The organism is Pseudoalteromonas byunsanensis, from assembly GCF_001854475.1.
GTDB lineage: Bacteria > Pseudomonadota > Gammaproteobacteria > Enterobacterales > Alteromonadaceae > Pseudoalteromonas > Pseudoalteromonas byunsanensis.
Window position 1 is genome coordinate 309,551 of record NZ_MNAN01000027.1, and the last position, 13,985, is coordinate 323,535.

General features: G+C 45.0%; 11 protein-coding genes and 1 riboswitch. Of the genes, 4 read left to right on the forward strand and 7 right to left on the reverse strand.

Annotated features, from left to right (window positions below; genetic code table 11):
* The 6 genes from BIW53_RS07440 to ilvG all read right to left on the reverse strand — a co-directional run bounded on the left by BIW53_RS07440 (nucleotide 1) and on the right by ilvG (nucleotide 7,518).
* Nucleotides 1-1,101, reverse strand: coding sequence for an ABC transporter substrate-binding protein (locus tag BIW53_RS07440; RefSeq protein ID WP_084228094.1), 1,101 nt, complete (start codon nucleotides 1,099-1,101; stop codon nucleotides 1-3).
* 64 nt (nucleotides 1,102-1,165) lie between these two features.
* Nucleotides 1,166-2,707: a threonine ammonia-lyase, biosynthetic gene (ilvA, locus tag BIW53_RS07445; RefSeq protein ID WP_070991224.1), complete on the reverse strand. Its 1,542-nt coding sequence runs from the start codon at nucleotides 2,705-2,707 to the stop codon at nucleotides 1,166-1,168.
* Between the two features lie 2 nt (nucleotides 2,708-2,709).
* Nucleotides 2,710-4,566, reverse strand: coding sequence for a dihydroxy-acid dehydratase (gene ilvD, locus BIW53_RS07450; RefSeq protein WP_070991266.1), 1,857 nt, complete (start codon nucleotides 4,564-4,566; stop codon nucleotides 2,710-2,712).
* Between the two features lie 96 nt (nucleotides 4,567-4,662).
* Nucleotides 4,663-5,586 carry a branched-chain amino acid transaminase gene (locus BIW53_RS07455; protein WP_070991225.1) on the reverse strand — a complete coding sequence of 308 codons (924 nt, stop codon included), beginning with the start codon at nucleotides 5,584-5,586 and terminating at the stop codon, nucleotides 4,663-4,665.
* A gap of 43 nt (nucleotides 5,587-5,629) precedes the next feature.
* On the reverse strand, nucleotides 5,630-5,872 hold the full coding sequence (gene ilvM / locus BIW53_RS07460; protein WP_070991226.1) for an acetolactate synthase 2 small subunit: 243 nt from the start codon (nucleotides 5,870-5,872) through the stop codon (nucleotides 5,630-5,632).
* A complete protein-coding gene (gene ilvG / locus BIW53_RS07465; protein WP_070991227.1) occupies nucleotides 5,872-7,518 on the reverse strand; it encodes an acetolactate synthase 2 catalytic subunit in 1,647 nt (548 codons plus the stop codon). Before ilvG ends, ilvM begins: the two co-directional genes overlap by 1 nt.
* A 514-nt stretch (nucleotides 7,519-8,032) precedes the next feature.
* Here ilvG and BIW53_RS07470 point away from each other — a divergent pair.
* The gene (locus BIW53_RS07470) at nucleotides 8,033-8,920 is read left to right on the forward strand and encodes a TraB/GumN family protein (RefSeq protein ID WP_070991228.1); all 888 of its coding nucleotides are present in this window, start codon (nucleotides 8,033-8,035) and stop codon (nucleotides 8,918-8,920) included.
* Between the two features lie 10 nt (nucleotides 8,921-8,930).
* Here the strand turns inward: BIW53_RS07470 and BIW53_RS07475 are convergent, their stop codons facing one another.
* Nucleotides 8,931-10,685 (reverse strand): response regulator, encoded by a 1,755-nt coding sequence (locus BIW53_RS07475; protein WP_070991229.1) that lies wholly within the window; start codon nucleotides 10,683-10,685, stop codon nucleotides 8,931-8,933.
* Nucleotides 10,686-10,824: 139 nt separating this feature from the next.
* Nucleotides 10,825-11,029, forward strand: a riboswitch (Lysine riboswitch).
* 112 nt (nucleotides 11,030-11,141) lie between these two features.
* Between BIW53_RS07475 and dapA the strand changes: the two genes are divergently transcribed.
* From dapA to BIW53_RS07490, 3 genes are read left to right on the forward strand one after another with little or no spacing between them, the layout of a single operon-like run.
* Nucleotides 11,142-12,026, forward strand: coding sequence for a 4-hydroxy-tetrahydrodipicolinate synthase (dapA, locus tag BIW53_RS07480; protein ID WP_070991230.1), 885 nt, complete (start codon nucleotides 11,142-11,144; stop codon nucleotides 12,024-12,026).
* Between the two features lie 10 nt (nucleotides 12,027-12,036).
* Complete coding sequence (locus BIW53_RS07485; protein ID WP_070991231.1) at nucleotides 12,037-12,777, forward strand: 2,3,4,5-tetrahydropyridine-2,6-dicarboxylate N-succinyltransferase; 741 nt, start codon at nucleotides 12,037-12,039, stop codon at nucleotides 12,775-12,777.
* Nucleotides 12,777-13,982, forward strand: coding sequence for a PLP-dependent decarboxylase (locus tag BIW53_RS07490; RefSeq protein WP_070991232.1), 1,206 nt, complete (start codon nucleotides 12,777-12,779; stop codon nucleotides 13,980-13,982). Before BIW53_RS07485 ends, BIW53_RS07490 begins: the two co-directional genes overlap by 1 nt.
* The last annotated feature ends 3 nt before the right edge of the window (nucleotides 13,983-13,985 follow it).

Consider the following 13,985-nt stretch of genomic DNA (forward strand, 5'->3'; position numbering starts at 1 on the left):
CTATTCTACCTCTTTTTTCCTCTCTTGTGTGGCCTGTAAAATACGGTATTGTTGTTGCCTTGAAAAGATAAGGTGCAAATAAAGCGGAATGCATAGTACGGTTAGAAGCGAGGCTGCAATCAACATCCAAGACCAAGGGTAGGGTTCTTCATTCACTTTAGGGTGATAAACAAACTTATCTAACTCATGTTGATATTTATGTGGTTCATAATTGTATAACTGTGCAATCCACTGCCACCGGATCTCCGACATACTCCCTATCGGTATCCCTGCTTGGGCAATAAAGGGCCTCATCGCATCTGCTTCATATGCTAATTGCGTCTTGGTCTTGTCTGGATTGTACTTACTGCGGATCACATCAATGCTCTCATTCATGTTAAGCATTGCATAACGCCAACCTTTAAGGCTCGCTTGACGGAACTTTTCGACCATTTGTGGTTTTTGTTCAATGACATTTTCACTGGTAAATAAAATATCACTGTATACGTTGATACCATATTGCTTAGGGCAAATCTGCCTTGTGGCTATACCAGCTTGACGCATCAGGAAAGGCTCATTCGTGACGTATACCTGAAGCGCATCAAACAAACCATTTTGAAAATCACGCAGTGGGTACAACCCTGAATACAAAGGAAGCTGAGCAACATTGATCCCCGCTTGTTGTAGCATAATGATCAGTTCGGCATTTTCAGCCTTGCCCAAATAGCTGATCCGTTTATTGGTAAAATCAGCGGGTGTGTATATATTGGAATTTTCCTTTACCATCCAACAATATGGCGAAGACTGTAACACCGCAGCTAATGCCACCAACGGCTTGCCCTGCATACGCGCCTGTAAAATGCCTGAGTGAGTAATACCAAAATGAGCTTGGCCTGCGAGTACTTTGAATTGCGTATCCGGGTTATTTGGATCTGCGGGTAAAATAGTAACGTCTAAACCTGCTTGCTCATAAAAACCTTTCTCCTTGGCCATGTAATAGCCCGCAAACTGAAATTGGTGTATCCACTTGAGTTGTAACACAACGTGTTCTTGCGCGTGGCTAATACAGCCAAATAAAAGACTGGTTAGCCACAATGCACTGGTAATAACACGCCTTATCATCCTTGAATCTCTTTACATGATTAAAATCTAATCATAACTATAGAAAAACAAGCCATAAATGCAACTAACTCGCTTGGCGTCTAGCCTCGCTCGGTAGCTGCAAATATTGTGCAAAACATGGATTATTCGTTTCTTCGCTATAGTGATAGCCCAACTGTGCTAAATGACTGTCAAATTTTGCATAGTCACTCGCTGGAATGTCAAAAGCTGCCAACACATTCCCCTCCGCGGCACCATGGTTGCGATAATGAAACAGCGTAATATTCCAGTCACTACCTAAAGTATCTAAAAATCGCGCTAATGCCCCCGGATACTCAGGGAATTCAAAACGTAATAAACGCTCTTGAATCGCTATGGGCGGTTTACCACCGACCATATAACGCAAATGCAACTTTGCCAGTTCATTATCCGAAAAGTCTTCAAAAGTGTAGCCATTTTTATAAAGCTGTGTTTTAACCTCATCCAGCTCAACCTGACCACCTCTTAAACCAACCCCCACAAATATTTGCGCCTCATGTTCTCCCGCGTAGCGATAATTAAACTCTGTAATGGCACGGCCACCTAGAGACTGGCAAAAACGCTTGAAGCTACCTTTTTCTTCAGGAATTGTGACGCCAAATAATGCTTCGTTCTTCGCTCCCAGCGCTGTTCGCTCGGCGATATAGCGCAATCTATCAAAGTTTAGGTTTGCTCCCGACAAAACTGCAGCTAAATTAAGACCAGCTCGTTTACCTTGTTGGCTCCACTTTTTTAAACCTGCTAGCGACAATGCTCCAGAAGGTTCAGCTATGGCTCGTGTTTCCACAAATATATCCTGAACAGCGGCACAAATTTCATCGGCGCTGACCGTGACAACCTGATCACAAAACTTTTGCGCGAGCCGAAAAGTCTCTGAACCGATGATCTTTACAGCGACACCATCAGCAAAACCGCCAACCTGAGCGAGCTCCACCGGCTCCCCAGCTTCTAAAGCAGCTTGTAAACAGGCACTTTCTTGAGCCTCAACACCAATAATTTGAATATCTGGACGTAATGATTTGATATACACCGCCATGCCAGCGAGTAAACCACCACCGCCAACAGGAATAAATACCGCATCCAGCTCATTGAGTTGTTGCATCAACTCTCGAGCCACAGTGCCTTGCCCGATAATCACATCTTTGTCGTCAAACGGTGGGACAAACACTGCGTTCATTTGCTCTGTAAGCTCAAAAGCATGCGCCTTGGCAGCATCAAAATTATGTCCATGCAATACCACTTCACCCCCCAAATTACGCACCGAGCTGACTTTGATCTCTGGGGTGGTCACGGGCATCACTATCACCGCGCGGTGTCCGAGATGGGCGGCACTTAACGCCACCCCTTGAGCATGATTACCTGCTGATGCGGTGATAACCAAACTGTTTTTCGGTAACTGTCGCAGTTTATTATACGCCCCACGCAGCTTAAAAGAATACACTGGCTGCTGGTCTTCCCGTTTAAGCCAAACTCTTTGTCCTAATCGCTCCGACAACGTATGCATTTCGCTTACATCAGTAACTTTGGCCAATGGAGCCATATCTGCTTGAATTATGGCACGAAAGTAATCAAGTTCTTGAGATACCATTGCTAGCTCAACTCCTCTAACTTCGCAAGGTCGCGTACGGCTCCTTTGTCAGCGCTGGTTGCAAGTAGTGCATAAGCTTTCAATGCAGGTGTCACAACACGTTGTCTATCTAGTGGTTTATATGCATCCTTCCCACGCGCCTCTTGCTTTGCTCGGCGCTGTGTCATTTGTTCATCATCAAGCAACAAATGAATACCTCTATTCGGAATATCTATTTGAATTAAGTCACCATTTTCAACCAGTGCTAACGCGCCACCACTTGCAGCTTCAGGTGATGCGTGGCCAATTGATAAACCAGAGGTTCCCCCCGAAAAGCGTCCATCCGTCAGCAAGGCACAATCTTTATCCAACCCCATAGACTTCAAATAGCTGGTAGGGTAAAGCATTTCTTGCATACCAGGACCTCCTTTTGGCCCTTCATAACGGATCACAACAACATCACCCTTTTTCACCAAACCGTTAAGAATGCCTTCAACCGCGTCATCCTGAGACTCAAACACCACTGCAGGTCCCGTAAAGTTGAGCATCTCGTCGACTACCCCTGCACTTTTCACTATACAACCATCTGGCGTTAAGTTACCTGATAACACGGCAAGACCACCATCTTGACGAAATGCATGTTCAATACTTCGAATGCAACCATTTTCACGGTCTAGATCGAGTTCATCCCAACGACAATCTTGGCTCATTGCCTTAGTTGTGCGAATTCCCGCAGGGCCTGCACGGAAGAATGTCTGCGCCTTTTCGTTCTTAAGATCTGCTGCATCCCAACGTTTAAGTACCTCTGCCAATGTGCCACCAGCCACGTGACCAACACTGAGATCCAATCGCTCCCCTTTGGCAAGTTCATTAAGTAGTGCCATGATGCCACCTGCACGATGCACATCTTCAATATGATACTGCTGTGTAGCGGGGGCGACCTTACACAAAAACGGAGTATTACGAGATAAACGGTCAATATCAGCCATATCAAAATCAACACCGCCCTCTTGTGCCGCAGCGAGTAAATGTAAGACCGTATTTGATGAGCCACCCATTGCAATATCAAGCGTCATAGCGTTGATAAATGCAGCTTGATTTGCAATGTTACGGGGTAATACAGCTTCGTTATCTTTGCGATAATATTCATCGCACAGCGCTAAAATGCGTTTACCTGCTGCTTCATAAAGTTGCTGTCTATCTTTGTGGGTAGCCAAAGTTGTACCGTTGCCCGGCAATGCCAGACCCAAAGCCTCTAACAAGCAGTTCATAGAGTTAGCGGTAAACATACCCGAACAGGACCCACAAGTAGGACAAGCCGAACGCTCAACTTGCTCCGAGTCCTCATCACTCACACTTGGATCGGCCCCCTTAACCATTGCATCAACCAAGTCTAATTTAATGTCGATGTCTGCCAAACGGGTTTTACCCGCTTCCATAGGACCGCCAGATACAAAAACCACTGGTATATTCAAACGTAATGCAGCCAGTAACATCCCTGGTGTTATTTTGTCGCAATTGGAAATACAGACCATAGCATCGGCACAATGGGCGTTCACCATATACTCAACCGAGTCAGCGATTAAGTCCCGAGATGGTAATGAATACAGCATGCCACCATGGCCCATGGCGATGCCGTCATCAATTGCTATGGTGTTGAACTCTCTTGGCACGCCACCAGCTTCGCGAATGGTTTCTGCCATCAATTCACTCAGCTGATTAAGGTGTACATGTCCTGGCACAAACTGAGTGTAAGAGTTCACAACCGCGATGATTGGTTTTTCAAAGTCGCTATCCGTCATACCCGTTGCACGCCAAAGAGCTCTTGCTCCAGCACGTTGTCTGCCTTCTGTGGTCGTCTTACTTCTTAATTTTGCCATGATATTTACCCTTAATCGTTGCGATGCAATTTCATCATTACATCGACTTGTCCTCATTCCTAAAATAAGGCCACCTCTGGTGGCCATGATAGTTCTTTACTCGTTGATATAGTCCAACCAGCCAAAGCTGTCTTCACTTTGACCTTTTACTAAATCAAAATACGCTTGTTGTAGTTCTTTCGTGATTGGTCCTCGTTTACCATCACCAATTTGAATTTGATCAACACTACGCACTGGCGTAACTTCAGCGGCTGTTCCCGTCATAAAGAATTCATCCGCCAAGTAAAGAGCCTCTCTGGCTATCGCTTCTTCACGCACTTCATAACCACGCGACTGAGCAAGTTTAATAATAGTGTCACGAGTTAAGCCAGGTAGAATACATGCGGTCGTGGGTGGTGTGAAAAGCACGCCATTTTTAATAACGAACAGGTTTTCACCAGCACCTTCACTTAGATAACCATTCACATCTAGAGCAATACCTTCAACATAACCATGACGTTTAGCTTCTGCGGTGATCAATTGAGAAGATAGATAATTACCACCTGCTTTTGCACCTGTGGGCATAGTGTTAGGCGCCAAACGCGTCCAAGATGAAATACAAGCATCTACACCTTGCTCTAAACTTCCATCACCTAGATATGTACCCCACTCCATTGCAGCAACACTTACATCCGCTTTATGTGACTTAGGGTGAACGCCCAAGCCGACATTACCTAAAAACGCAAACGGTCTAAGATAAGCATTGGTAAAACCATTTGCTTTTACCGCATCTCGGCACGCCTGCATCAGCTCATCTTCGCTAAATGGGATCTCAAAGCGGTAGATTTTTGCTGAGTCATAAAGACGCTTGATATGATCTTTCAAACGGAAGATGGCTGGACCCTTTGGCGTATCATAGGCTCGGATCCCCTCAAACACTGAGCTACCATAGTGCAAAGCATGGCTTAATATATGTGTTGTCGCTTGCTCATACGGGATCATTTCTCCGTTGTGCCAAATCAATTCCGATGTTTTTGTCATTTGTAATACCTTGTACTGATTCTTTATAAAATTAGTTAATTGTTTAAATTGCCTGTTGCTGTAGTGTGTGCAAATTGACTTGCTGCACTTCCACAAGCTTACTCAGTTGTGAAGTTAATAGATAGATGGGTTTATCACTGTCTACCGTCATTTTGACATGAAACAACTCGTCTTTGCTTTCAAGTTCCAGTTTGGTCAAACGAAACCCTCGGTGACGCGCCACTCGTAAAAAGCGCTCTACAGCGATGGCATGGTTCTTTACTGCAACAGTTAACTGGTGTTTCATTACGCTTTCTCCGTCATCATTTCATCATTTGCAGCACCTGGTGGAACCAGAGGCCATACGTTCTCTTTATCATCTATACAGGCATGTAATATATACGGCCCCTGCGACGCGATTAATGCATCAATCGCATCATCCACCTCATTTGCATGAGTGATAGTTTGCCCCGGTATACCAAATACCGCTGCCAAAGCGACAAAATCAGGGTTATCTGACAAATCAGTTTCGCTATAACGACCTTCAAAAAATAGTTGCTGCCATTGACGTACCATGCCTAGACGTTGGTTATCCAAGATCACAATTTTAACTGGTAGGTTGTTGCGACGTATTGTCGCTAGTTCTTGAATGTTCATCATGATTGAACCATCACCGGAAACGGTGATCACCATGTCGTTTGGACGGGCAATTTGTGCGCCTATAGCTGCGGGTAAGCCAAATCCCATGGTTCCAGCACCACCACTGCTTAAGTGATTACTTGGATGGGTAAACTTCATGTGCTGAGCAACCCACATCTGATGCTGGCCAACATCACAGCACACAACACCCGAGTCAGGCATTTTTTGACTAAGTTGATGTAATAAGTATGGAGCGAATACCCGTTCACCTGGGTAATCGTAACGCCAAGCATGAACTTGTTTTAACTCTTTGATTGTCGCAAGCCACTCACTATCCGTTACGAAACAGCTTAACTGTGGGATTGACTGTTTCAAATCGGCAATCAATGAAGCTTGCACGGGTTTGCGTTTACCCACTTCCGCAGGGTCGATATCTAAGTGGATAACATCTGCTTTGGCTGCGAATTTTGCTAGATTGCCAGTCACTCGGTCATCAAAACGAGCTCCTATACATACCAATAGATCACACTCTTGTACGGCAATGTTAGCAGCCTGACCACCATGCATACCTAACATGCCTAGGTCGTATTCATAATCGGGTAACACACTCCCTAATGCTTTAAGTGTAGAGACCGCTGGCATGTGCGTTTTGTTTAAAAACTGCATCAATTCAGCTTGGGCGTCAGCACTTTGTACACCTCCACCAACGTATGCAACAGGGCGTTTAGCTTGCGCTAACAGCGTTTGAGCTTTTTGAACTTGAGCCGGTGATACTTTAGGTTGCGCTTCATCTAAAGCAAGCCAAGGGTGGAATGGTACAGGAGCCAGTTGAATATCTTTAGGGATATCAACCAAAACCGGACCTGGACGACCCGATTGAGCTAAGTGCATAGCTTCTTGTAGTACCTCAGCTAGGTCATCTGCATGTTCCACCATGTAGCTGTGCTTAGTACATGATAACGACATACCTAAAACGTCCACCTCTTGAAACGCATCAGACCCGATGGCAGCCGTTGGCACTTGCCCTGTGATTGCAAGAACAGGCACTGAATCCATCATTGCGTCTGCTAGGGCGGTGATAAGATTAGTTGCCCCAGGTCCGGATGTGGCAAAACAAACCCCCAGCTTTCCCGTACTTCGCGCATATCCCACCGCAGCAAAGCCAGCCCCTTGTTCATGACGAGTCAAGTAATGCTTTACAGGCGCACCGTACAAAGCGTCATAAATAGGCATTATCGCACCGCCTGGATAGCCGAATACCTCTTTTATGCCTTGTTTGGCTAATAAATCTATGAGTAGTTGTGCGCCTGTCATTGTTTTCCCCATTCCCATTGCTTGCATTCGTTAACTAAATTTTTACCCTAAAAACAAAAAACCCCCCGAACTTTTCAGTGCGGGGGGTTTTACTAATACTTTTCTTACAGCACTAGCTCGCCCCCGCGGTAATAATAATCACCACGTTGATAATCACGACTAGAGTAAGTGCTGTTTTTAGCATTCTTTGTATCACCAAATAAAATTTTTATCGTCTGGCATCGCAACTTCGCGCCAGCCCTGTTCCTTTTTCTATTAGTAACCCGCAAGGGCCACTAAGTCAACCATAAATATTATGCTTTATATAAACGCAAAATCGAATAAACAGAAAAATAAAACCAGTGAATAGCGATATGAGAAATAAAATATCCACCTCCGTAATCAATTATTCAAATGTTAATTGTTAATACGTCTTTTACAACAGAGCTAATTTCATAAAAAATCACATGATTTTTTTCATGAGTTGGCACTTATGTGCTTAAAATAGTAAAACTCAAATAATTTAAGGACTGCTATGCGCATTTTACTTTTTCGGACCTGTGTCGGTGTATTGCTGTTTGCCACACTACTATTGAGCCCACCAGGCCATGTAGCTCCAGCTCTATTCAAAGTTGAAAAAAATAATATTAGCTCTTATTTGCTAGGCACCGTGCATGTCGGCACACCAAAAATGAAAGGGTTGCCTCAATACATAACCCAAGCGATTGATAGCAGCAAACAAGTGGTTGTAGAGGTAGATTTAACCAAGCTTTCGCCTAGGCAAGTTCAGAAGCGTTCAGCTCCTTTTATGCAATTACCAACAGATAAAACACTCGCTTCTGAGACCAGTAAAAAAACTTATCAGACACTTAAAAACTACTTCGCAAACCTAGGTATTGATATCGCTATATTTAACCAACATCGTCCATGGGCGGTGATGGTGTCAATGCTACAACTGGAATATCAGAAGCTGGGGTTTAGTGAACAGTACGGCATTGATAAGCAAGTGCTCGCTTACTCAAAAAAAACCAATAAGCAAGTTATCAGCTTAGAAACACTGGAGCAACAACTCGCCATGTTGAGCTCACTAGAACAGTTAGGTGATGAGATGTTTTCTGAGACTTTCGAGCACCTACAAGATGTGGAGTATTACTTTTTAGATTTAGTCGAAGCATGGACAACTGGAGATATGGATAAACTAGCAAAGTATTATCGCCTTAGCTTCGATGACTCAAAGTACGGCCAATACTCTGAACAAGTTATGCTTATAGACCGAAACAACCAATGGATTAAGACTCTCAAGCCACTACTTTTAGAGCACGCAACTTTCATCGCGGTTGGCGCACTACATTTACCCGAACAACATGGTTTGATTAGCCAGCTCGAACAGCAAGGTTTCAGTGTCACACGGATCTCTGAGTAAGAAGATGCAGTCACTTTGAGTGCTCTTCACGCAAAGTGACAACACCCAATTCATCGAGCACTTTAACCAGTTCTACCTGTTGTAGCGGCTTAATCACATAGCCATTACTTCCTAAAATAATCGCTCTGTCTAAATCCTGCTGCTCATCATTAGCTGTTACCACAATGACTATGGTGTTCAAGTTAAGTTGATTTCTTATTTTCTCTATAGTTTCATAGCCATCCATATGAGGCATGTTTAAATCCATAAAAATGACATCAAAGGTTTGTGTTTCCAGAACTTGCAGTGCCGCCTTTCCATGCTCAGCACGTACCACATCAAAGCCCAAAGTGCGAAGTTGCTTGGTGATCACCACCGCATTGATCGCATTGTCCTCAACCAGTAACGCTTTTTTACCGGAGGCATCCGCGCTTATCAATACTTCATTATCATCTAATATCGTAACAGGAATAGTGAAGCGCAAAGAGGCGCCCCCCTGAGGTGAATTTGAGAGATTCAGCTCTCCTGACATGGCATTAACCAACCACTGGCAGCGTACTAAACCTAGCTGCATTCCCTGAAAATGGTTATTTTTATCGTCATGTACTGTCATCGAATCGATGAGCTCTTGAGTCAATCCACAGCCTTGGTCACTGACACTCACCGTTAAGCTGCTTTGGGAGTCGCCAGTATTCAGCTCTACCGCTAGCGTTATTGTTCCAGAGTCACTAAACTTAATCGAATTATCAAGGAGTTGAGAGCAAATCCAAGCCAAATGTTGGTGGTCACACAATAAGCGTTTATGCTCATTATCCGTCATCTGTACCTGTAACCGTAACCCCTTTCTCTGGGCAGCTAAACGGTAAGGAGCAACAACCATTTCAATCATGGTTGGCAAATCAGCACGGCTATTTTGGATCCTCACCTTTTCATTAGACCAACGACTAAAATCATGCATTTCATTGATGAGTATATTCAACTGATGAGCCGAAGTAATGGCTTGTTCAAGATGTAATGGCTGATGCTCCGTTCGGAATAGATCCAAATACCCAAGCACCGATTGCAAGGGCGTGCGTAGCTCATGGCTCGCCCTTGCCAAAAACCGTGATTTCATTCTCAATGCCTGCTGCGTCTGCTGTTTTTGGTTTTCCAATTCGCGCAGCCCTGCAAGTACTTGCATTTCCATGGGACGGAAGATGAACTTCACCTCAACAATCAACAACACCATGGCCAGCAACCATATCAGCATCTCAACATAACGAAGGGTTGTTAAACCGCTATTGGCTTGCTCTTCAAATAGCTGTACTGCGCCATCAAGATCTATCAAGAGGCTTTGTGATAAGCGATAAAGTTCGTCCAATTCAATAGGGTCAGTTAACTGCAAATTGCGCCCGCGCGCGATGAAGTCTCGGCTTCGTTGGTCCAGTCTGATTGGCTGTGAAAAATACCACTCATTGAGCTTTGGTGAAAAAAAGCCATGCTCTTGAGCACGTTTTGACATCAGATATTCATGATTGACCGCAAATCTATCGACACTGCTTTGTAACTGACTGTAAACCACCTGAAATACCTGTGGCTCATTTTGCAAACTCACCAGCCTCTGAGCGTGAAGCAACACTTTTTGTGACAGCATACGCTGCATACCTGCGATGTTCACAACGGTCGCATCTTGTTGTTTATCATAAAGTAAAAACTGCATAAAGCCAGTTGCTATGGAGACCAATAGAGCCATAGCCAACACAGCCAAAATATAGCGGGCGCGAATCGCTTTTATTAATTTCAACATAGGTCCACTTCATCATCCTTCTCTTTGACAGTGTAGTCCAAATTGCTCTGATTGGCGTTTAGCCACTTGACACCTAGATGGCTAAGATGTTTCAATGCGCGCTCACCCTATTTTGTGGTCAAGGTCAATACCTTGACTGAGGGCTGGAAGAGGTGCGTTATTCAGGTAACTGTGTTGAGGAGAGCAAACTCCCGTGATACACAGCGAGGGGAATTAACGCCGAGAAATTAATCATTTTGCTAACGATTATTTTCGGGCGACTGGGCTGAATCCCAGCGACTGTCACCAATTGTTTTTATGTCACACATAAAAATAAATAAGTTTGGTGGAGAGCTTCTGGTCTTAGAATAATAAGGCCATTTGCCTTGTCATTTTTAAGTCCATTGCTCTTCGAATTTTAACTGTTCGAAGTTTGGACTCTTGCCCAACTCCGAACACGCTATAAGTTCGGTAGAGATGAAATCACAATTCGATTTATCCAATTATCCGTTGTGGACCGCATTGGTTACGCCCTTTGATGCGAACAATAACGTCGACTACAACACACTTAAGCAGCTCATCAATGAGCAACAACAAGCCAATAATGGCATTCTTATTCTCGGCAGCACTGGAGAAGGACTCGCGCTGGATAAACATGAGCAACGTGCGATTGTCGAGTATGTGAGTGCACTTGCACCAAGTGTTCCACTAATGGTGGCTGTCGGTGGATTTAATTTAACCGAACAGTTGGCATGGATAGAATTTTGCAACACCTTGGATGTTGATGCTTACTTACTGGGCTCGCCTGTTTATGCAAAACCAGGTGATGTCGGCCAGACACAATGGTTTGATGCTTTGCTCAGCAAAGCCAAAAAGCCATGTATGCTTTATAACGTGCCGGGCCGCAGTGCGGTTTCTATTACCCCTCAGGTATTAAAAAACCTGCAACATCATGACAATTTCTGGGCTATCAAAGAAGCCAGTGGCGACATTGCCACCTTCGAAGCATTTCGCAACACCGCACCACACATCGCTATCTACAGTGGTGATGATGGGCTTATGCCCTACTTTGCACAAGCAGGTGCCGCTGGGCTAGTCTCAGTTGCCGCCAATGCGTGGCCCGAACAAACCGCTGAGTTTGTTCGTCGCTCACTTGCGGGCACTTTTCCTAACTTATTTACCACTTGGACAAGCGCTGTCAACAGCCTGTTTAGTGTCGCCAATCCAATCCCTGTTAAAGTGTTAATGCACGCTCAAGGCAAACTGGCCACACCGCATCTTCGTCCACCACTAACGCACCTTGAACTGCCTTGTAAACAGGCACTTCACTACGCAAACGACTCAATTTTATCTTGGAATTAAGGCAATTATTATGAGCTGGTTAGAGCTATTAAATAACTTAGAAAACGGCACTGTGCGTGCAGCAACACAAGACGAACAAGGACAATGGCATGCCAATGTTGAAGTGAAACAAGGCATTTTAGAAGCGTTCAAAAATGGCACCAACACCGAGTTCCCAGGCGGCTTTGTTGATAAACACAATCTAGCGCCGCAAGGCTTTGCCGCCGACGCAGGGGTACGTATGGTGCCTGGAGGTTCAAGCGTGCGCCGTGGTGCATATGTGGCATCTGGCACCATTATCATGCCACCTGCCTACGTTAACATTGGCGCCTATATTGATGAAGGCACCATGGTTGATAGCCATGCTCTAGTAGGTTCATGTGCACAAGTTGGTAAAAATGTGCATTTAAGCGCAGCAGTACAACTTGGCGGCGTGCTTGAGCCAATTGGTGCCAACCCTGTGGTCATTGAAGATGACGCGTTTATTGGTGCAGGTTGTGTACTAGTAGAGGGCGTGGTGGTAAAAAAAGGTGCGGTATTAGCACCGGGTGTTCGCCTATCTGCCACCATTCCTGTTTATGACTGTGTGAACGAACGTATGCTGGACAAAGGCGAACCTATTCCTGAAAACGCCATTGTGATCCCAGGCTCACGCCCATCTTCTAGTGCATGGGGTCGCGAACAGGGCTTAAGTATGTCGTGCGCCCTAATCGTCAAGTACCGAGATGAACAAAGCGATGCATCGCTTGCACTAGAAGAGGTCTTACGATAATGCCATTTTTGAGCACCGCACATCGTCAAGTAATCGAACAGATCACTCAATCAGAGCAAACTCCTTTTTTTGTGTACGATTTAGATGGACTGTTAGCTCACCTTAAGCCATTGACAGAGCAGTCAGTGGTCAAACTGTGGTATGCCGTCAAAGCCAACCCTCTGTCTAAAGTGATCCAAACATTAGACAAAGCCGGCTTTGATTTTGACGTTGCCAGCAGTGGTGAACTCAATCAGGTACTCAAGCAAGGTGTCTGCTCATCGCGTGTGCTCAATACCGGACCTGCAAAGTCTAAACCTCAGATCCAACACTTTCTGTCACAAGGGGTACGTACCTTTGTGGCCGAAAGCCACAATCAAGTGCATTGGCTCAACCAAGTTGCTAGCGAGCAAAACGTGCAATTACGCGTACTGCTGCGCGTGCAGTTGCGTTGGCCAGATGGCGAGAAAAACCCGCTAGGGGGTGATAGCCTCACGCCTTTTGGTTTGGGTACACAGCAGTGGCAATCTCTTGATATAAACGCCTTTAAAGCACTCAATTTCGTCGGTCTGCATATTTTCCAATGGGGCAACATGCTCAGTACACAAAAGTTAACTGAGCTTTGGTCACAAATGGTACCACCATTGTTGGCATTGGCTGACAATTTAGGTTTTAGACTACAGGTGTTAGATTTAGGCGGAGGCTTAGGGATCCCCTACCAAGAAGGTGGGATAAAACTTGTATGGACTCAATTACTTGACTCACTTGCCAGCATCAAAGCGGCATCGGGTGTTGAAGAGTTATGGATGGAGTTGGGTCGATTTGCGGTAGGCGAATATGGTCATTACGCCAACCCTGTGGTGGAACAAAAACAAAACTATGGTGAACATCAGCTCATCGTTGCCGGTGGAATCAATCATATTTTGCGCCCTGCAGTAACCTGCCAAGCCTTCCCGTGTGAACTACTCAGAACTTCAACCGCAGCCAAGCGAGATTACCTCATTCATGGCCCACTTTGTACCGCGCTGGATCACTTAGGTCGGCATGAATTACCACAAGACATAAATGAAAATGACTGGTTGGTATTTAGTCAATGTGGCGCTTATGGCTTTACCGAAAGCATGCCCTACTTTCTATGTCACGAGTTACCTGCAGAGTATGTGATTGAACATGGTGAAATCCAGTGTATTCGCCCAGCAGTTGCTGCCAATGAGTATTTAAGGTAGACG